The organism is Vibrio sp. 10N.222.52.C3 (assembly GCF_041474195.1).
GTDB classification, from domain to species: Bacteria; Pseudomonadota; Gammaproteobacteria; order Enterobacterales; family Vibrionaceae; genus Vibrio; species Vibrio crassostreae_C.
Map to the genome: position 1 here is coordinate 1 of NZ_JBFRTQ010000021.1, position 20,420 is coordinate 20,420.

Genomic DNA, 20,420 nt, shown 5'->3' on the forward strand with positions numbered 1-20,420 from the left:
AAAACGGCGCTCATTGAGCGCCGTTTTTATTTGTTCGAAAAACAAATGGACGTTACGGTTGAACTCGACGAAGCACAGCTTTTAGCGCTTCAAAATCGTTATCAAGATCTTCAGACAACAATTCCATCGCCGCGTGTTTTGCTAGCGGGCCAGGCAGTTCGATATCAGAACCTAGGATGTCATCAACCACTTCTTTGAATTTCGCTGGGTGTGCTGTACACAGGAACAAGCCAGTTTCGTTCTCTTGCAGTTGCTCTTCCAGTAGACGGTAAGCAATCGCACCATGTGGTTCACATAGGTAACCTTGTGCTTTTAGGTCGCGAACTGACTCAGCGCTCTGCTCGTCAGATACTTTACCTTTGCCTAGTGTATCTAAGCCCCAACCTTTCAGTTGGCAAAGCTCTTCGATACGAGGCCAGTTGTTTGGTTGGCTTACGTCCATCGCGTTCGATGTTGTCGCAACAGTCGGTTTTGGATCCCATTGACCTGTTTCTAGGTAACGAGGAACAGTGTCATTTTCGTTAGTTGCTGCGATAAAACGCTTAACAGGTAGACCTAGCGCTTTAGCCAATAGACCAGCCGTTAGGTTACCAAAGTTACCACTTGGTACAGAGATAACGAGGTTTTCACGTTGCTCTTTAGTCAGCTGAGAAGCCGCCTCAAAGTAGTAACAGATCTGAGCCATTAAACGGCTGATGTTGATCGAGTTTGCCGAATTAAGACCGATCTCTTTACGCAGTTCAGCGTCATCAAATGAGTCTTTAACTAGAGCCTGACACGCATCAAAGTCACCATCAATCGCCACAGTGTGGATGTTCTTGCCAAGCGTACAGAACAGCTTCTCTTGCAGTGGGCTGATCTTGCCTTTCGGGTAAAGAATCACAACATTGATGTTTTCCATGCCGTAGAAAGCATGCGCAACCGCCGCACCAGTATCACCTGATGTTGCCGTTAAGATAGTGATTTGACCACCATCAGAAACAGCTGCTAAAGATTGAGCCATAAAGCGGCCACCGAAATCTTTAAACGCCAGTGTTGGACCGTGGAAAAGCTCAAGCGCGTAAACGCCGTCTTTTACTTGGTTGATTGGTGCAGGGAATTGGAACGCTGCATCCACCATTTGGTCGATCTGTTCTTTTGGTAATTCATCACCAATCAATGCTGACAGAATCTTTGAGCTACGAGGGACAAAGTCCTCTGCTAGCAGCGCATCGATATCATCAAACTTTGGCAGTTCAGATGGGAAAAATAGACCTTGATTACGGCCTAAGCCTTGACGAACGGCTTGGCCAAAAGAGACTTGTTCATCATTTTCTTTGATGTTGTACAGTTTCATAACTCACTTCCTGTAACGATCGAACCCTGCTTATCTAGGCGACAAACGTGAACGAATCCTTCTTCATTTTGTACGTAATTTTGTTCTAACCAGCGTGCAACACGCTCGGCGACATCTTGTTCTTTGCAAATGCTAAATAGAGTTGGACCACTACCAGAAATACCAGTAGCCAGTGCCCCAGCTGACAGCGCGTATTTACGAGCATCAGCAAACCCTGGAAGCAGTTTCTCACGATATGGTTCAGCGATCACGTCTTTGATCATCTTCGCCGCCAGTTCAGGTTGACCTGAATGACACGCGTGGATAAAGCCCGCTAAGTGACGACCATGAGCAATAATATCCTGACGACGATATTGAGATGGTAGGATCTCTCTCGCTTCAGCCGTTGAAACCTTAATACCCGGATAAGCCATTACCCAGTACCAGTCGTCAAAACACGGTACTTCTTGGCTGATGATGCCTAGCTCTTCAAGCATGAGCTGCACACCACCAAGGTAACATGGCGCAACGTTATCGTAGTGGATACCACCTGAAATCTTGCCTTCCATTTCACCCATCAGAGCAAGCAGTTCAGTTTCATTCAGGGGCTGACCGTGAAAACGGTTTAGCGCATCCAGTGCCGCGACGATTGAACATGCACTAGAACCCAAACCTGAACCGATAGGCATGTTCTTTTCTAGTGTCATTTCTAAAGGCTTTAGCGTAACGCCTTTTTTATCAAGCTCTCTCGAGAACACCACCCAGCAGTCGTAAACGATGTTTTCTTTTGCTTCAGTTGGCAGCTTAGAAACAAAGCTGCCTGCAGTTTTAAGTGAGAATGGTTCATCACCGGCTTTAACCATAACTCGGTCACCTAGCAGCGTGCCATCCACTGGAGACACAGCGGCCCCCAGCACATCAAACCCTACACTGACATTACCGATTGATGCAGGAGCATAAACGACAACATCCATATCACTTGAACTCATTCTTAAACTCCTAATTTCCAACCAAGAGTACGCATCACATCAGAGAATACGCCAGCAGCTGTTACTTCAGTACCCGCGCCGTAGCCACGCAGTACTAGAGGGATTGGTTGGTAGTAACGGCTGTAGAATGCTAATGCGTTCTCGCCATCTTTAATCTTGAACATTGGGTCGTCGCCATCAACAGCAGCGATACGAACCTTACACTTACCTTCAGCGATTTCACCCACATAACGAAGTACTTTACCTTCTTCTGCTGCGATAGCTGACTGCTCTTTGAAGTAAGCATCCGCTTCTGGTAGGCGAGCCATGAACTCTTCAACCGTACCTGAATCATCAAAACCCGGTGGCAGAGCTTGGTCTACTTCAACATCTTCAAGTTCAAGCGCCATGCCTGCTTCACGAGCAAGAATAAGCAACTTACGCGCCACATCCATACCAGATAGATCATCTCGAGGATCCGGTTCAGTGAAGCCGTTCTCTTTTGCAATATTGGTTGCCTGGCTCAGTGTCATACCTTCATCAAGCTTGCCGAAGATGTAAGACAGTGAACCTGAAAGAATGCCGTTGAACTTCTCAAGTTCATCACCTGCAGAGATAAGGTTCTGTAGGTTTTCGATGACCGGTAGACCTGCACCTACTGTTGTCTCGTACATCAGCTTACGACGTGAGTTGCGTGCAACTTCACGAAGCTGATGGTAGTAAGCCATGCTTGCTGTGTTTGCTTTCTTGTTTGGTGTTACTACGTGGAAACCAGCCGCTAGGAAATCAGCGTACTGCGCCGCAATACCTTCGCTAGACGTACAATCAACCAATACTGGGTTGATGATGTGGTTACGTTGAACCAAAGCCGCTAAACGCGCTAGGCTGAACTCTTCAGTCGCACTCGACATACGGTCACGCCACTGCTCTAACGGTAGACCATCGCTGTCTAGCAACAAACCTTTACTGTTTGCTAAACCACATACGCGAATCACGATGCCTTTTTCAGCCAGTTTGCCTTGCTGACGTTGGATCTGGTCAACAAGCTCGCCACCAACACCGCCGACACCCACAACGAATACATCTAGGAAGTGCTTAGAGTTAAATAGGTTCTCGTGACACGCTTTGATTGCTTCAGAGATTTTGTCTTCAGGGATAACCGCTGAAATAGCGCGCTCTGAAGAACCTTGAGCAATAGCAACAATGTTGACGTTCACTTCAGCTAAAGAAGAGAAGAACTGAGATGCTACGCCACGTGAAGTGCGCATACCGTCACCCACCAGCGTTACAATCGCAACGTCATCCATGAACTCAACCGGCTCTAACAGGCCATCTTTAAGTTCAAGTTCAAACGCGTCTGACAACACTTGTTTCGCTTTCACCTTATCAGCCGATTCAATACAGAAGCTGATGCTGTACTCAGAAGAAGATTGAGTAATAAGGACAATAGAAACGCCAGCAGAAGACATCGCGCCGAATACACGACTCGCCATACCTACCATGCCCTTCATGCCTGGGCCTGATACGTTAACCATGGTTAGGTCACTTAGCGTCGTAATACCTTTGATTGCTAGGTTATCTTCGCCAGTGTCTTGGCCAATCAAAGTACCTGCGCCTTGTGGGTTGAAGCTGTTTTTGATCAGACAAGGAATGTGGAATTGCGCAATAGGAGCAATGGTTTTCGGGTGTAGAACCGAAGCACCAAAGTAAGAAAGCTCCATCGCCTCTTGGTAGCTAAGAGACTTGAGCAGACGAGCATCATCAACTAAGCGTGGGTCACAGTTGTAAACGCCATCGACATCAGTCCAGATTTCACAGCAATCAGCACGTAGACACGCCGCTAACACAGCCGCTGAGTAGTCAGAACCATTACGACCTAGTGTGACTAGCTCACCTTTTTCATTACCCGCAGTAAAGCCAGGCATGATGTTAACGTGACCTTTAGGAAGTGGAGATTGTTGGAAGTTCTGAGTAGAGACATCCACATCGACCATAGCTTCAAGGTGATCGCCTTTAGCGTATAGGTATTGGACAGGGTCAATCAGGCTTGCTGGTTGGCCTTTCGCTTCCAGTACCGCTTTCATTAACTGGATAGAGATTCGCTCACCTTTACTGATGATGCGAGCATTAACGTGGTTCGGGCACATACCAAGTAGGTTGATGCCATTCACGAACTGCTTTAGCTGAGCAAGAGAGGTATCCACCTGCTCTTGAAACGCGGCACCATCGATAGAAGGCACGACCGCTTTGATCTCTGCAAACAGTGTGTTAAATGAAGATTCGATCTCTGTAATCTGTGCGTCAGCTTCACCATTTTTCAGTGCAGCTTCAATAACAGCGACCAACTTATTGGTTGTTTTTCCTGGAGCCGATAGTACAACGGCTAGCTCTTCTTGCTGGGCATTATTAGCGATGATATCAGCCGCTCGTAAAAAACGATCTGCATCAGCTAATGATGAACCTCCAAACTTTAAAACGCGCATCCCTTTCTCCATAAGTCATAAAAATGGTACAAAAAAAGGCCTGTATCTTGTTGGATACAGGCCTTTTTTTTAAAATCCGTTACTTAGCAGCCTGCCCCAACAATGTTAATGTCGGTAATAATAATGGTTGTGGTCATTACTAGGTGGCTTACGTGCTGCATATCAAATTCTCTGCTTGTGCTTTACTCTACGTGTATCAATTTTTACCACTGGACGTCAATGAAAAGTTGCGTTTTTTTTACATTCGCACCGTTTTTCAGAGCAAACCGTCATTTAAGGGATAAAACACCCTGTATAAACCTTCACTTAAGATACTGGATTTACTCATTGAACAGGCAAGAGTGATCAATTGCATATATAGTCATAACAAAATGCTATATCGATTGTGCAGCGAACGTACAAGTTCTGTGCTTTAATTGAACGATAACGTTCGAAGAACAATAATAATGACATCAGGAGTGGGAAATGAAGAGATTACTTATTCTTTTGGCTTTTGCTATGCCTGTTGTTTGTTCAGCGAATAGCTTGCCTCTACTACCCAGCCAGATCGATAGTTCTTCTCATAAATTCTTTATCTCCACACAAAACGCGTCGAGTGAAAGCTTCGATACTTGGAAGATAGACAGTGGCTACTCTTATAGCTTGTTTTCAGATGTGGATCTTTACGTCGGTACACGTATCAATAGTGCGGCACTGAAACAGGAAAGTGGATTCTTGAGTGGTGTCAGTTATCAGTTCTCAGAAAGAGTCTCTTTTAACAGTTCTCTACACACCTATAAAGACGAGACCGAAGACAATGAGAAATCGGTAGCCGCAGAGGTTTCCAGCCGAGTGCAACTAACAGATAACCTAGATTTGCATGCCACCCTTGATTATGAAGAGTGGCAGCAAGGTGTTGAAGTGGGACTAGGGTTTCGCTTTTAGTCTCTTTAGCTTGTTCTTTATTAACAGATTAGTGCGGATTGAGATCCAAACTTTTAGTACATCACAAACCATTCCCCGTTCTAATCTATCAACGGCATTCAATTTGAGTCAGTTACGATTCAATTAACAGCTCAGATGAAATTAACACGCCATTCCAATCGGCATAAATATAGTCACCAGGCTGAATCAGTTGATTATGTATAGAGAGTGTCACATTCACTTGGCCGACACCGCGTTTCTCTGTTTTGAATGGCGATGCACCTAACGCCTGAACGCCAAGGTCCATTTGCGACATCATGCCTACATCACGCACCGCACCGTTTACAATCACGCCTTCCCAACCGTTTTCTATCGCGAGAATAGCGAGTTGATCGCCAAGCAGCGCCTTCTGGCATGAGCCATTTCCGTCAACGACAAGCACTTTGCCACAGCCGTCGGTCTCTAAAACCTCGCGAACCTTGGAATTATCGTGATAACAACGAACTGTTACAATTTTTCCAAAGAACGCACCACGTTGGCCGAAGTTCTGCAATGGCATGTTCAGTAGGGTGACTTCGCTTTCAAACTCATCACACAAGTCGGGTGTTATATCGTGCATATATCCTCCGTGAGTAAGGCGTTACCGGTTATGTCAGGCTAGCCTCTATGCTTTTATATGTTATTAAAATTAATCCTTTGTTTTCATTGTTCTATGCTCAATTTATTACTCAATAAAAGTTGATTGAGCATATTTATCTACTAGACTCTTAAGACAGCTTTCAGCTTCCTTGGTTCATAATCCGGTCTTTAGCAGGCAAGATGTGCGAAGCATCTCGAATAATCATTCTTGTTTTGGTGCTAAATAGTCACCATAACATTGGTTAAGTTGTAGCCATACTATTAAAGTTTGTTGCGATACGGCAATTGATGTAAATCAACAAAGTGAATGGAATTAACATTCTCGCGTTGTTAGCATGCTGTTAACATTATAGAATCCACTCCAATCACTAAAAGAATGATTGAAAGGCGTACTGGATCTACGTTATTGGGCAATACTTCAAGGAAGGCAGATAGCTGGAAGTAAGTGTTTTTTTGAAAACTTTAAGTTATCATCAAAAATACATTACCTGTATGTTATGTTTTTGCCTAGAATTTATTCTATTAGCACAGTTTCGTCACAAATTTAGGTACCGCCAAATGCAAACCCCGCAGATTCTTATCGTTGAAGATGAGCAAGTAACTCGTAACACTCTAAAGAGTATTTTTGAAGCAGAGGGATATGCTGTTTTTGAGGCTAGCGACGGTGAAGAGATGCACCAAGTGCTATCTGACAACCAAGTTAACCTTGTAATTATGGACATCAACCTTCCAGGTAAGAATGGCCTACTACTTGCGCGTGAACTACGTGAGCAAGCAAACGTAGCGCTTATGTTCTTAACTGGTCGTGATAATGAAGTTGATAAGATCCTTGGCCTAGAGATCGGCGCTGATGACTACATCACTAAGCCTTTCAACCCTCGTGAACTGACTATCCGTGCACGCAACCTTCTGAACCGTTCAATGAGCACAAGCTCTGTTCAAGAAGAGAAGCGTAGCGTTGAGAAGTATGAGTTCAACGGTTGGGTACTAGATATCAACAGTCGTTCTCTGGTTAGCCCAGATGGCGAAGGCTACAAGCTACCTCGTTCAGAGTTCCGTGCTCTACTTCACTTCTGTGAGAACCCAGGTAAGATCCAAACACGTGCTGACCTTCTTAAGAAGATGACTGGCCGTGAGCTTAAGCCACACGATCGTACTGTAGACGTAACAATCCGTCGTATTCGTAAGCACTTTGAATCTGTTTCTGGTACGCCAGAAATCATCGCAACGATTCACGGTGAAGGCTACCGCTTTTGTGGTGACCTAGAAGACTAATTCGATTCGCGCCTCTTACCATTTAGCACTACTCACCAGTAAGTGTTTTGAACACTAGAAGCGTCATCAATAGTTATTAAAAAGGGAGAATGCCAACGCATTCTCCCTTTTTTATTGTTCTTAATTGGATAAGATTTTAGTAAACCGTATCCACCTTAACGTCTTTCTCTACTAACCACTTCACGGTTTCGCCATCTTTAAGTTCCACCGCCACATCAACAGGCTTGCCACTGTCGATTTCTAGCTGCCATACAAACGCGACTTCCCATTGAGTTTCACTGTGTGTTCTTAAATCAAGATCGTCAGCCGTTACCAACAAGGTGTCTGCACCCTGTTTAACCGTAACACTTTCAACCGCAAGCGTTGCTGGCAGTTGTGAGTCTGACTCTAGGTAGATAGCACCATGTAGGGTCTTATCTTGAGTCTCGCCAATCGTTGGCATCTTGTTGTGCCAAAGGTTGCTTTTCATGGTAACTGTTACTGCAGATACTTCGACTTGATTATCTTGCTGCCATTCTACTTGTGGCGCAGAACAACCCACTAATGCCACTACACATGCGGCGAATGCTAATTTTTTCATTATTCTTCTACCTTTGATTTAACCAACTCTTTAAAACTTCAATGTCATTCTGGTATTCGTTATTTATCTCATCAACCCAATCTGAAATGTTCTCCCACCACGCAGGCAAATCTGGAGATTGAGCTTTCTGGGCAACTTGTTGGATGCGTTTCAGACCAATAGAACCTGCAGCACCTTTAATCTTATGTGCCTCAGAAACGATACTGGCTTTATCTTTCGCGACCATGTTGGAGTTCAATATTTCCATATACTCCGGCATCATATCTTCGAACATCGCGATGCTATCCAAAACCGGTTTCGGTCCAACAATATCAACATAAGACTCTAGCATATCAATATCAAGCAAAATGGTATCAATTTCTGAAAGAACAGGCTTACTCGCGTCGACTTTATCAATGCTCTCAACCTTATCGGTGCCCGCTACCTTCTCAATTACCTCTGGTGCATCTTCGATAAGTTCACTGATGACATCTTGGATAGCTCGAACCGACAAAGGTTTACTGATCGCTTCGTCCATGCCTTTCTGGAAGTACTCTTGCTTGTTGTTTAATACGTTCGCAGTTAACGCCACCAAAGGCGGTAGCTGGCTGTATTTCTCGCGGTAGTATTGAGCAATATCGAAACCCGTCATATCTGGCAGTTGGATATCCAACAACACCAAATCATAGTCTTCAGGATTGAAAGCAATTTGCGCCTCTTTACCCGTCATCACGACTGTCACTTCATGGCCAAGGCTTTCAAGTAGAGAGCGAGCCACTGTGATATTGAGTTCAATGTCTTCGACCATAAAGATCTTAAGATTCGACTGTTTTCTTGGCGTTTTGATCAGAGCCTGAGTATCGTGATTCACTGGAACTCGAATCGAAACCGTAAAGGTACTGCCAAAGCCCTCTTCACTGATGACTTCAATGTGGCCATCCATCATATTAATTAGCTGTTGAGAGACAGCGAGACCAATACCCGTGCCGACAGCGTGCAAGTTGTCCGTGCCCGATTTCACCTGATAGTACATCGCGAAGATCTTCTCGATTTCACTTTCAGGGATACCAATACCAGTATCTTCCACTTCCATCGTAATGTTGGCAAAGTCACCATCAATGTCGGCGCTGACTGTCATCACCACTCCACCATCTTTGGTGAACTTCATCGCGTTACTAACAAGGTTCCACAGTACCTGTCTAAGACGAGTACCATCCACCTCAACAGCAGCTGGAAGATCAGACAATCTTTCTAGATCGAACCTTAACCCTTTCTGCTCAGCCATCAACGCAGAGATACTTTCGATCTCGACAACGAAATCTTCAAAGTTAATAGGCGTAGGGAAGAGTTCAAGCTTACGGCGGTCGAACTTATCCATATCAATAATATCGTTGAAGATATTACCCAGTGTCACCGCGCTCACCTTGATGGTTTGCATCTGCTTGCGCTGTTCGGTGGTCAGTTGGCTATCAAGCAGCATGCGGCTCAAGCCAATGATGCCGTTGAGCGGCGTTCTTAACTCGTGGCTAATAGTTGAGATAAAGGTGGTCTTATCGCGGCTGGCTTTTTCTAACGACTCTTGATGCTCTTTACGCTCAGTAATATCGCGGCCAAAACCAACCAAGCCCAAGTGACGACCATCTTTGCTGTAGAAAGGCACTTTACGCAGTTCGAAGTAACTCTTGCGGCCATCTGGGTATTCAAGCCATTGGTCATAAGTCAGTGCTTGGTTGTCAGCAAATACTTTCTTATCGGTTTCAACAACTTGCTGAGCGACCTCTTTACTGTAAACATCCCAAGGAGTTAAACCAACTAGCTCTTTTTCTGTTTTACCAGTGAGCTCTTCAACCGCACGGTTACAACCAGAGAACACACCATCTTCATTACGGTAGTAAATAAGGTCAGGCGAGGCATCGATAAACGAGCGTAACAGTGCAGTACGTTCTGCGAGTTCAAGCTGAGTACGCTCGCGCTGGAACACCTCGTTTTCGAGATCTTGCATTGCTTCTGCGCGCGCTTCTTCCGCTTTTTCACGCTCTTCAATTTCTTGATTAAGCTTCTCGATATTGAGCTGCATTTTATTGTTGAGTTCTTGGTCTCGCTCACGCATGTCGCCAAGTTTAGAGACCAATTTCGCTAACCTTTGACGTGATTCTTCCAACTGGTCCACGACCACTGACAGAAAATAAACCGCCCAAGGCGTGATCACTAAACCGAAGAAAACTGAACGGACAATGTCGATGTCATCAACATTGCCTTTGAGTGCAAGGGTGATACCGACTTGCACAACAACAGCGAGGGCAACAAGCGCTAGGGCGAGTAAGATAGAAAAGCGGACAATCCCCAGTTTTACGAGTAGATCCACGTAATACTGGGCAAGATTTTTCATGGGTTTCATTTAGCGCTCCATGCGATAAGACTAGCAACATTCTACCCTGTTTGAAGATGGGAGGTAAGCTAGCTACATCACACGCAGCAAGTGTTCAGCGGTAATTTCGAAGGTTAATTAACCAATACAAATACTAACTAAGCAAAAATAGCCGGGGATAATCAAATTGCCAATTTTATAGCGTTAGCGAATTGAGTATGGATGCACCATTGAACGGTTGCGACCGTCTGATTTCGCTTGATACAACGCACTATCAGCCAAGGCAACAGCCGATTCCATTTCATCATCAGGTGTAGGAATGTAAGAGATAATACCAATACTCACCGTGATGAATTCAGAGACTGTCGACTTCTCATGCGCAAGTTCCAATTTTAGGACTTCATCATGAATACGCTGCGCCACCAGCTGAGCACCTTCGGTCGTTGTATTTGGCAGAATAAAGCCGAACTCTTCACCACCATAACGAGCCACACAATCAGATGAACGATTCAACACCTGCTTAAATGCCTGAGAAACCTGAATCAAAGCATCATCGCCTTGTTGGTGTCCGTAAAAGTCGTTGTAGCCTTTAAAGAAGTCGATATCACATAGCATGATCGTCAGTGGCAGCTTCTCACGCACATGATAATGCCACAGTGTAGAGAGCTGTTCATCGAAACGACGTCGGTTAGACACTTTAGTCAGGCTATCCATAAAGCTGAGGCGTTCAAGTTCAAGGTTGGCTTCTTCAAGCTTTTGTTCTGCTAGATAACGCTCTGTAATATCACGCGCCATGATCAACACACCATTAGTGCTCGATGCTGGATCTCTAAACGGTGATTTGACTACATCATACCAAGTAAATGTTCCATCACTTGAGACCACTTTGTCGATATAACGCAGTGATTTACTTTGATGAAGCACTTGATGATCGGTTTCTGATATTCGCGTATAGATGCTATGTGGCACCACATCTTGTAAACGTTTACCGATCAAGTCACTGACTTCAGAGATACCCAGCGCAGCCACAAATGGTTTATTACACGCTTGATAAACCATGTTTTCATTAAAGATACCAATCGAGTCTGGGCTGGCCTCCAGGAGGTTTTGCAAGATGGTGTCACGCTGCGCAAGTGCCACTTCGGTATCTTTTCGCTTCTCCATCTCGCCACGCAGTTTCTGCTGCATGTCATGCCAATCGGTCACATCATGACTAATAGAGAGCGTGCCGATGGTTTCTCCATCTTGGGAAAGCAGCACACTTTGGTAGGTTTCAAGCAAGCAGCTTTTTCCATCTTGATCTGTAGTCCAAGAGCGTTCACTTACACGACCTTTTAATACTCCACCAGAAACACTCAGGGTGCCCTCTTCAGCACGACCATGCCAAAACTTTTTAAACGAGCGATTACTCGTCACTAACTGACCTTTCTGATCTTTCACGTAGATCAGCTCAGACAAAGAATCCAAAGCGGTACAAGCAACATTCAGTTCTCGAACTTCTTGGGACAGTTCTTCGTTAGTGTTTTTATAAGGTGAGGCGTGAATCATCCAAGCCTGCTTATTTCTAAAATGGATCTTACGACCGATCAAGTTGATCTTGAACGACTCAAATTCAGAAAGCGCCCACAGGGAGACCTGCTCGAAGGCTCGAGAGTTGATGTGGTTGGTTAAGTAGTGACGAAAGCTGTTCTCGCTTTCCACAGTAGGAAAGCGAAAATTAACACCGATTTGGCGGATACCAAGCAACTGCATGGCTTGGCGATTGGCATAGAGTATTTCGCCACTTCGAACATCAACAAAGTAGAGTGGCGACGGGGTAGCAAGTAGAAGCGTTTCGATATGCGACTGATAACGAGAATAGAGATGCCAGCAGATGAGAGCAATCAGCAATACAACAACGATATAAATACCGTAGCCATACGCCCTGTCCCACAACCAAGTCATTACCAGTTCCATTTACTCTCAATCTATACCATAAAATCTGTTAGGGAAATGTTACCACTATTTATTGGTTTTATCAGCTGTTACCTACAGTCACCCATTTCTATTAATTGGCCGCGTTTAAAACAGGCAACGTGTACTCGAATGCAGAGCCCGTTTTGATGCCTTGAGCACCGGTTTTATCCAACGAACGACCTATTTCAGTCATCGCTAACCAGCGGTTCTCACACCATAAAGGAGAAAGTAAGGTTGGGCGTCTCGCCGCTGAAGAAACACGGTGATAAACCACGTCCGCAGGCGTGCGTTGAATGATCTCACTCGCGATATCGATGTACTCTTCAAGGCTTGGGGCTTCTAGCTTTCCTGCCTTCCACGCCTTAGCCATGGTACTGCCCTCTACTATATGAAGGCCGTGCAGCTTAATACCATCGGTGCCAACGGCTAATACCTTGTCTAAGGTTTCAAGGTTATCCGCTTTAGTTTCTTTTGGTAGACCAACAATAAGGTGAGTACACACCTTGATACCTAAAGCGCGTGCGCGTTGGGTGATCGTTTCATACACCGCAAAATCGTGGCCGCGGTTAATTCGCTTGAGGGTTTTATCATTGGCGGTTTGCAGGCCAAGCTCGAGCCAAATCTCATAGCCTTGTTTAACGTAGCCCGCTAACAGATCCAACACCGCATCAGGCACACAGTCTGGTCGCGTACCAACACAAAGGCCGACGATCTCTGCACCGGGTGCTTTTAGCGCCTCTTCATACATATTCTTGAGCACTTGCACCTCAGCATAAGTGCTGGTGTACGCCTGAAAGTAAGCCAGGTACTTCTTGGCACGAGCAATCTCACCCGCACGATCTTTTAGCTGGTCAGCAATACTTTGAATTTGAGTTTGTTCATCGGCAAAGGAAGCCACGTTACAAAACGTGCAACCTCCACGGCCAATTGTCCCGTCTCGGTTTGGGCAGCTGAAACCACCATGAAGCGTCAGCTTGTGAACCTTCTCGCCATAACGGCGTTGAAGGTCTTGGCCGATAGTATTGACCAACTCGTGTAATTGCATATTTTCAAAGCACTCAAGTAAATAAGAATGAATATCAGTCTTTTTTGAAAAAAAATTACATCCCTGCAAAATTCGACCAATTAGTTTACTCAAGGCTTTTTGCGAGCAACCTAACAAATATCAATAAACATGCAAAAAATCGGCTCTATTTGCCTAATGTTGCACATTTGTTAGGCATTAAATTCAAAATAAAACGAAAAAAATGGTCTACATGGGTCAACTTTCATTGCAATTCGCCTAGACAAAATTGTAGGATACTTACACATATTGGCTATTTTTGAGTATTTACTTACAACGAAAACTTGCTAATAAGTCGGTGATATCTAACTCCCACCTATATAAACCACTAGTTTGTGGTTAAAAATAAACAGGTATCACTAAGGATTGTTTTTCTCGCAATACTTTTCCTGCGAGATACGGAAAGGATTCAAACCGCCAGCATAGGCAGGTTTAGACCCATAAATATAAAAGGACAAGGCTGACTTTATACAAATAAGTTGCGCCTAGATTTAACTGGAAGGATGTATCTATGGTAGATCAAGAGCAGAACTCACAGGGTCTGTATACTCCTGAATTGGAGCATGACGCTTGTGGTATCGGTTTTGTTGCGCATCTAAAGAATCGCAAATCTCATGATGTAGTAACTCAAGCACTCGATATGCTTGCACGTATGGAACACCGTGGCGGCCAAGGCTGCGATCCGTGTTCTGGTGATGGTGCAGGTATCCTGCTACAGAAGCCGCACGAATTCTTACTAGAAGAAGCCGTAAAGCTTGGAATTAAGCTGCCATCTTTTGAAAAATATGGTGTTGGTGTTGTACTTTTCCCTAAAGATGAACACAAACGTGCACAGTGTCGTGACATTCTAGAACGCAATGCACAACGCCTTGAGTTAGAAGTTATCGGTTACCGTGAACTTCCAACGGACAATTCAATGATTGGTGCTGACCCACTAAGCACTGAACCTCAATTTGAACACGTATTTATTTCTGGCGGCCCTGGTATCACACCAGAAGAGCTTGAGCGTAAACTGTATGTTCTACGTAACTACACGGTTCGTGTATGCCTAGAAAGCGTTTCAAATATCGGTGATGACTTCTACATCAACTCTATGTCTTACAAGACATTGGTGTACAAAGGTCAGCTAACAACTGAACAAGTTCCTCAGTACTTCCTAGATCTGCAAAACCCAACCATGGTGACAGCTCTAGCACTAGTACACTCTCGCTTCTCTACCAATACATTCCCACGTTGGCGTCTAGCTCAGCCTTTCCGTTACATCGCGCACAATGGCGAAATCAATACGGTTCGCGGCAACCTGAACTGGATGAAAGCACGTGAAGCAATCCTAGAATCGGATCTGTTTACACAAGCTGAAATCGACATGCTACTTCCTATCTGTCAGGAAGGTAGTTCGGATTCATCAAACTTCGATATGGCACTTGAGCTACTTGTTCTTTCAGGTCGTACTCTGCCACACGCGTTGATGATGATGATCCCGGAAGCATGGCAAGAAAACAAAAACATGGATCCAACTCGTCGTGCGTTCTACCAGTACCACGCGAACGTAATGGAACCATGGGATGGCCCAGCATCAGTATGTTTCACCGATGGTGTTCAAGTAGGTGCAACACTTGACCGTAACGGTCTGCGTCCTTCTCGCTACACAGTAACTAAAGACGACTTCCTAGTAATGGCGTCTGAGTCTGGTGTTGTTGAGATTGCACCTGAAAACGTTGAGTACCGTGGTCGTCTACAACCAGGTCGTATCTTCGTTGCTGACCTTGAGCAAGGCCGCATCATTTCTGATGAAGAAGTGAAAGACAGCATTGCTAAAGCACAACCTTACGAAAAGTGGGTTGAAGAGAACCTTCTGAGCCTGAAAAAGCTACCGGATGCGAGCAACGAATTTAGCCAACCTTCTCCAGAGAAACTACTACACAAACAACAATCGTTTGGCGTGAGTTCTGAAGAAGTAAACGAAATCATTCTACCTCTTGCGAAAACAGGCTACGAGCCACTTTCTGCAATGGGTGCTGACTGGCCGCTAGCGATTCTTTCTCACCAATCGCAGCACCTTTCAAACTACTTCAAACAGTTGTTTGCACAAGTAACTAACCCGCCGATCGACCCGATTCGTGAGCGCATGGTTATGTCTCTGAACACTTACCTAGGTAAAGACCATAACTTACTTGCTGAAACACCTGAGCACTGTCAAAAAGTAGAACTTGAGTCTCCAGTACTGTCTAACTCTGAGTTAGAAAAACTGCGTGCAATCGATAACGAGCACCTTCAGGCGAAGACGCTGGATATCGTATTCCAAGCAAATGGCGACCAAGGTAAGTTAGAGCGCGCACTTAAGCGTATCTGCCAATACGCAGAAGACGCAGTGATTGATGGCTACTCTATCATCCTACTGACAGACCGTGCGGTTAACTCTAACCATGCCGCTATTCCAGCAATGCTGGCGGTTGGCGCGGTTCACCACCACCTAATCCGTAAAGGTCTACGTGCTAAGTGTGACATCGTTGTTGAAACGGGCGACGCTCGTGAGACACACCACTTTGCAACGCTTATCGGTTATGGTGCAAACGCAGTTAACCCATACCTAGTTATTGAAACGATTGTTGAACTGCAACGTACTAAGAAGCTAGATCCAAACGTACACCCACGTGAGTTATTCGATAACTACCGTAAAGGTGTTAACGGCGGTCTACTTAAGATCTTCTCTAAGATGGGGATCTCTACGCTGCAGTCTTACCACGGTGCACAAATCTTTGAAGCACTTGGTGTTAGCAAATCAGTGGTTGAAAAATACTTCACAGGTACTGTTTCTCGTATCCAAGGTCTAACGATCGACGATATCGCGCGAGAAGTATTGGTTCGTCACCGTGTTGGTTACCCAGCTCGTGAAATTCCAGCTCAGATCCTTGATGTTGGTGGTGTTTACCAGTGGAAACAACGTGGTGAGAAACACTTATTCAACCCAGAAACGATTTCTCTACTTCAAGAATCGACGCGTAACAAAGATTACGGTCAGTTCAAGAAGTACGCAAAAGCAGTTGATGACCAAGGCGACAACGCAGCAACGCTACGTAGCCAACTGGACTTCATCAAGAACCCTGCAGGCTCTATTCCTCTAGCGGAAGTAGAACCAATCGAGAACATCCTTAAGCGTTTCGCAACAGGCGCAATGAGCTTTGGTTCAATCTCGCATGAGGCTCACTCAACACTCGCTGTTGCGATGAACCGCATTGGCGCGAAATCAAACTCAGGTGAAGGTGGTGAAGACCCAGCACGTTTCGAGCGTAAAGAAAATGGCGACTGGGAACGTTCAGCAATCAAACAGGTGGCTTCTGGTCGCTTTGGTGTAACGTCTTACTACCTATCTAACGCTGATGAGCTGCAAATCAAGATGGCTCAAGGTGCGAAACCTGGCGAAGGTGGTCAACTACCTGGTGATAAGGTTGATGACTGGATCGGCGCAACACGTCACTCGACTCCGGGCGTAGGTCTTATCTCGCCACCGCCACACCACGATATCTACTCAATCGAGGATTTGGCTCAACTAATCTACGATCTGAAAAATGCTAACCGTAATGGCCGTGTAAACGTGAAGCTAGTATCGGAAGCAGGCGTAGGTACGATTGCATCAGGCGTAGCGAAAGCAAAAGCTGACGTGGTACTTATCGCAGGTTTTGATGGTGGTACAGGTGCATCTCCGATGTCTTCTATCCGTCACACAGGTCTGCCTTGGGAACTTGGTCTAGCAGAAACGCACCAAACACTACTGAAAAACGGCCTGCGTAACCGTATCGTTGTTCAGTCTGATGGTCAGATGAAAACACCACGAGACCTTGCAGTCGCAACGTTACTAGGCGCTGAAGAATGGGGCGTAGCAACAGCAGCATTGGTTGTTGAAGGCTGTATCATGATGCGTAAGTGTCACAAAAATACATGTCCTGTTGGTATTGCAACACAGAACAAAACTCTGCGTGAGCGTTTCGACGGCCGCGTAGAAGACGTAGTGACTTTCTTCCAATACATGGCTGAAGGTTTACGTGAAGTAATGGCTGAGCTTGGCTTCCGTTCTATCGACGAAATGGTTGGTCAATCACACAAACTTAAAGTTCGCGATGACATCGGCCACTGGAAGTACAAGAACCTAGATCTAACACCAGTACTGCACATTGAGCAGGCTCGTGCTGAAGACGGTATCTACAACCAGACAAAACAAAATCACAACCTAGAAGACGTTCTAGACCGTAAGTTGATTCAAGCTGCAATTCCAGCACTTGAGAAAGGCGAAGCCGTGAATGCGACCTTCCCTATCATCAACACGGATCGCTCTGCAGGTACCATGCTGTCGAACGAAATCTCGAAGGTTTACAAAGACCAAGGTTTACCACAACCAATGAACGTTAAATTCCACGGTAGTGCGGGCCAATCTTTCGGTGCATTCCTTGCGAAAGGCGTTAAGTTCGAAGTCGAAGGCGACGCGAACGATTACTGGGGTAAAGGTCTGTCTGGCGGTACATTGGTACTGTACCCAGATGCGAAATCTTCTATCGTTGCTGAAGATAACATCGTGGTTGGTAACGTATGTTTCTACGGTGCGACTTCAGGTGAGTCTTTCATTCGCGGTATGGCTGGCGAACGTTTCTGTGTTCGTAACTCTGGTGCTAAGGTTGTTGTTGAAGGCGTTGGTGACCACGGTTGTGAATACATGACTGGCGGTGTTGCGATTATCCTTGGCTCAACAGGTCGTAACTTTGCTGCGGGCATGAGTGGCGGTGTCGCTTATGTTTGGGACAAAGCGGGTGACTTCGAAACCAAGCTTAACCCAGAACTTGTAGACCTAGATCCAATTGAACAAGAAGATAAAGATCTTCTACTAGATATGCTAACCAAGCACGTTGAATTCACAGGAAGTGAAGTTGCTCAGTCTTTCCTAGACAACTTTGAAGCAAGTGTTGCATCACTGATTAAAGTTATGCCACGCGACTACAAAGCAGTTCTTGAGAAGCGTAAAGCTGAAGCACAACAGGCACAAACGGAAGAAGTGGAGGCAGTATAATGGGTAAGCCTACTGGATTTTTAGAACACGGTCGCGAGCTTCCAAAGAAGCTCGATCCATCGGTTCGTATTGAAGACAACAAAGAGTTCGTACTTAACGAAGAGTTTGGTGACAAGATCAATACTCAAGCATCTCGTTGTATGGACTGTGGTGTACCTTTCTGTCACAACGGCTGTCCGATTGGTAACATCATCCCAGAATTCAATGATGCGGTTTACCGTGACAGCTGGGAAGAGGCTTGGAATATCCTAAGCTCTACCAACAACTTCCCTGAGTTTACCGGTCGTGTTTGTCCTGCTCCTTGTGAAAGTGCCTGTGTTCTTGGTATCAACCAAGACCCAATCACTATCTGTAATATCGAGAAAACGATTGTTGAAACTGCGTACCGTGAAGGGTACGCAAAACCTAAAACACCACGCTCTCGCACAGGTAAAACTGTCGCAGTTATCGGTTCAGGTCCTGCTGGCTTAGCCGCAGCGGAGCAGCTAAACAGCGCTGGTCACTCGGTAACGGTATTTGAACGTGACGAGAAAGTCGGTGGTCTACTTCGCTTCGGTATCCCAGATTTCAAACTGGGTATGGACGTGATTGATCGTAAGCTCAACCTAATGGCTGAAGCGGGCGTTGAGTTTAAAGTTAACCAACACATCGGTGTTGATGTTAACGCTCAGCAGCTACGCCAAGAGTTTGATGTGGTATTGCTAACGGGTGGTTCTACGGTTCCACGTGACTTGCCAATCCCTGGTCGTGAGTTGAAAGGCGTTCACTTTGCCATGGAATTCCTTGGTCAAAACAACCGCCGTGCTAACAACCTAGATCTTAAAACAGAAGAGATTCACGCTAAAGATAAGCACGTTGTGGTTATCGGTGGTGGTGATACTGGTTCTGACTGTGTGGGCACATCAAACCGTCATAAGGCAGCGAGCATTACTCAGGTTGAGATCATGCCGATCCCACCAGAGAAGCGCCCTGCAAACATGCCTTGGCCTCAATACCCAATGATCATGAAAACCACCACTTCTCACGAAGAAGGTTGTGAACGTCACTGGAACATCTTAACCAAAGAGTTCATCGGTAACGAGCAAGGTCAAGTGACGGGTCTACGTATTGCTGACATCGTTTGGCAAGATGCGAAACCAGGTGAGCGTCCAGGCTTTGATGAAGTCGCGAACTCTGAACGTGTTATTCCTTGTGACATGGCATTCCTAGCAATGGGCTTCTTACACCCGGAGCCAACCGGCGTGCTTGCTCAACTAGACATTAAACTGGACGAGCGCGGTAACGTCGCTTCTGAAGGTTTTGCAACGAACCAGAAAGGCGTTTTCGCTGCTGGTGATATGCGTACTGGTCAATCTCTAGTTGTACGTTGTATTAATGAAGGTCGTGAATGTGCAATTGCCATTGATGACTTCTTAATGGGTAACTCAAACTTAGAAGCGAAAGCTGATTCACTCATGCTTTCCGCATAATATTTCTCGGGCTAACGTCAATTACGTTAGCCTAGAGGAAAAGCAATACCCTTCCTAACTTTTATATTTGGCTAGCACTCGATGCTAGCCTTTTTTCTATCTGGCATTTGTCGTTTTCAAAATCATCCTGTTGTATATGTTAAATCTCGTTAACATTCACCTTATATATCTCATTGATATCCATCGACTATTTTAGATTATTAAGTGGCTAATCGCGTTTATGCATGATAATTAACCATGAACTTGACCTTAAACACAATTAGCTATACGTTGTAAAGCTGATGAAAATAAAATCAATCGGTTTTGTTAACACAACCAATAACGTTTTAACTGGCTAAAGCAAACTATCAGTTTATAAAAAAC

The 20,420-nt window shown here is 45.2% G+C and carries 12 protein-coding genes, 1 pseudogene and 1 other annotated feature; of the genes and pseudogenes, 5 read left to right on the forward strand and 8 right to left on the reverse strand.

Features of this window, described 5'->3' with window-relative positions; all coding sequences use genetic code 11:
• Positions 1–52: 52 nt before the first annotated feature.
• Genes thrC through thrA form a run of 3 tightly spaced genes read right to left on the reverse strand, consistent with a single transcriptional unit; the run spans position 53 to position 4,766 of the window.
• On the reverse strand, positions 53–1,336 hold the full coding sequence (thrC, locus tag AB4517_RS03015; RefSeq protein WP_102394353.1) for a threonine synthase: 1,284 nt from the start codon (positions 1,334–1,336) through the stop codon (positions 53–55).
• A complete protein-coding gene (thrB, locus tag AB4517_RS03020) occupies positions 1,333–2,289 on the reverse strand; it encodes a homoserine kinase (RefSeq protein WP_032545653.1) in 957 nt (318 codons plus the stop codon). Before thrB ends, thrC begins: the two co-directional genes overlap by 4 nt.
• A 17-nt stretch (positions 2,290–2,306) precedes the next feature.
• Complete coding sequence (gene thrA / locus AB4517_RS03025; protein ID WP_372147868.1) at positions 2,307–4,766, reverse strand: bifunctional aspartate kinase/homoserine dehydrogenase I; 2,460 nt, start codon at positions 4,764–4,766, stop codon at positions 2,307–2,309.
• Positions 4,767–4,795: 29 nt separating this feature from the next.
• Positions 4,796–4,914, reverse strand: a sequence feature (Thr leader region).
• Positions 4,915–5,231: 317 nt separating this feature from the next.
• Between thrA and AB4517_RS03030 the strand changes: the two genes are divergently transcribed.
• Positions 5,232–5,690 carry a hypothetical protein gene (locus AB4517_RS03030; RefSeq protein WP_017070076.1) on the forward strand — a complete coding sequence of 153 codons (459 nt, stop codon included), beginning with the start codon at positions 5,232–5,234 and terminating at the stop codon, positions 5,688–5,690.
• A 112-nt stretch (positions 5,691–5,802) separates the two neighbouring features.
• Here the strand turns inward: AB4517_RS03030 and AB4517_RS03035 are convergent, their stop codons facing one another.
• Complete coding sequence (locus tag AB4517_RS03035) at positions 5,803–6,288, reverse strand: putative 4-hydroxy-4-methyl-2-oxoglutarate aldolase (RefSeq protein ID WP_017059310.1); 486 nt, start codon at positions 6,286–6,288, stop codon at positions 5,803–5,805.
• Between the two features lie 47 nt (positions 6,289–6,335).
• On the opposite strand from AB4517_RS03035, the pseudogene AB4517_RS03040 reads away from it, so the two are divergent.
• Both AB4517_RS03040 and arcA read left to right on the forward strand, forming a co-directional pair.
• Positions 6,336–6,437 (forward strand): annotated as a pseudogene (locus AB4517_RS03040) (ribonuclease activity regulator protein RraA); the annotation flags it as partial.
• Positions 6,438–6,866: 429 nt separating this feature from the next.
• On the forward strand, positions 6,867–7,583 hold the full coding sequence (arcA, locus tag AB4517_RS03045) for a two-component system response regulator ArcA (protein ID WP_004741534.1): 717 nt from the start codon (positions 6,867–6,869) through the stop codon (positions 7,581–7,583).
• Positions 7,584–7,719: 136 nt separating this feature from the next.
• Here the strand turns inward: arcA and AB4517_RS03050 are convergent, their stop codons facing one another.
• The 4 genes from AB4517_RS03050 to AB4517_RS03065 all read right to left on the reverse strand — a co-directional run bounded on the left by AB4517_RS03050 (position 7,720) and on the right by AB4517_RS03065 (position 13,511).
• Positions 7,720–8,163 (reverse strand): hypothetical protein, encoded by a 444-nt coding sequence (locus AB4517_RS03050; protein WP_372147869.1) that lies wholly within the window; start codon positions 8,161–8,163, stop codon positions 7,720–7,722.
• A gap of 7 nt (positions 8,164–8,170) precedes the next feature.
• Complete coding sequence (arcB, locus tag AB4517_RS03055) at positions 8,171–10,540, reverse strand: aerobic respiration two-component sensor histidine kinase ArcB (protein ID WP_017059308.1); 2,370 nt, start codon at positions 10,538–10,540, stop codon at positions 8,171–8,173.
• A 174-nt stretch (positions 10,541–10,714) separates the two neighbouring features.
• Entirely contained in the window at positions 10,715–12,466 is a 1,752-nt protein-coding gene (locus AB4517_RS03060; RefSeq protein WP_372147870.1) for a diguanylate cyclase domain-containing protein, read from the reverse strand.
• Positions 12,467–12,557: 91 nt separating this feature from the next.
• Positions 12,558–13,511, reverse strand: coding sequence for a TIGR01212 family radical SAM protein (locus tag AB4517_RS03065; protein ID WP_017059306.1), 954 nt, complete (start codon positions 13,509–13,511; stop codon positions 12,558–12,560).
• Between the two features lie 529 nt (positions 13,512–14,040).
• Between AB4517_RS03065 and gltB the strand changes: the two genes are divergently transcribed.
• Together gltB and AB4517_RS03075 are read left to right on the forward strand one after the other, a co-directional pair.
• Complete coding sequence (gltB, locus tag AB4517_RS03070) at positions 14,041–18,588, forward strand: glutamate synthase large subunit (protein WP_372147871.1); 4,548 nt, start codon at positions 14,041–14,043, stop codon at positions 18,586–18,588.
• Positions 18,588–20,057, forward strand: coding sequence for a glutamate synthase subunit beta (locus tag AB4517_RS03075; protein ID WP_372147872.1), 1,470 nt, complete (start codon positions 18,588–18,590; stop codon positions 20,055–20,057). Before gltB ends, AB4517_RS03075 begins: the two co-directional genes overlap by 1 nt.
• The last annotated feature ends 363 nt before the right edge of the window (positions 20,058–20,420 follow it).

Bases quoted from the DNA above. Each gene is read 5' to 3' on its own strand.
- AB4517_RS03065 (WP_017059306.1), bottom strand. From the start codon at position 13,511: ATGCAATTACACGAGTTGGTCAATACTATCGGCCAAGACCTTCAACGC.
- AB4517_RS03060 (WP_372147870.1), bottom strand. From the start codon at position 12,466: ATGGAACTGGTAATGACTTGGTTGTGGGACAGGGCGTATGGCTACGGT.
- thrB (WP_032545653.1), bottom strand. From the start codon at position 2,289: ATGGATGTTGTCGTTTATGCTCCTGCATCAATCGGTAATGTCAGTGTA.
- AB4517_RS03030 (WP_017070076.1), top strand. From the start codon at position 5,232: ATGAAGAGATTACTTATTCTTTTGGCTTTTGCTATGCCTGTTGTTTGT.
- arcA (WP_004741534.1), top strand. From the start codon at position 6,867: ATGCAAACCCCGCAGATTCTTATCGTTGAAGATGAGCAAGTAACTCGT.
- AB4517_RS03075 (WP_372147872.1), top strand. From the start codon at position 18,588: ATGGGTAAGCCTACTGGATTTTTAGAACACGGTCGCGAGCTTCCAAAG.
- thrA (WP_372147868.1), bottom strand. From the start codon at position 4,766: ATGCGCGTTTTAAAGTTTGGAGGTTCATCATTAGCTGATGCAGATCGT.
- arcB (WP_017059308.1), bottom strand. From the start codon at position 10,540: ATGAAACCCATGAAAAATCTTGCCCAGTATTACGTGGATCTACTCGTA.
- AB4517_RS03050 (WP_372147869.1), bottom strand. From the start codon at position 8,163: ATGAAAAAATTAGCATTCGCCGCATGTGTAGTGGCATTAGTGGGTTGT.
- AB4517_RS03035 (WP_017059310.1), bottom strand. From the start codon at position 6,288: ATGCACGATATAACACCCGACTTGTGTGATGAGTTTGAAAGCGAAGTC.
- thrC (WP_102394353.1), bottom strand. From the start codon at position 1,336: ATGAAACTGTACAACATCAAAGAAAATGATGAACAAGTCTCTTTTGGC.
- gltB (WP_372147871.1), top strand. From the start codon at position 14,041: ATGGTAGATCAAGAGCAGAACTCACAGGGTCTGTATACTCCTGAATTG.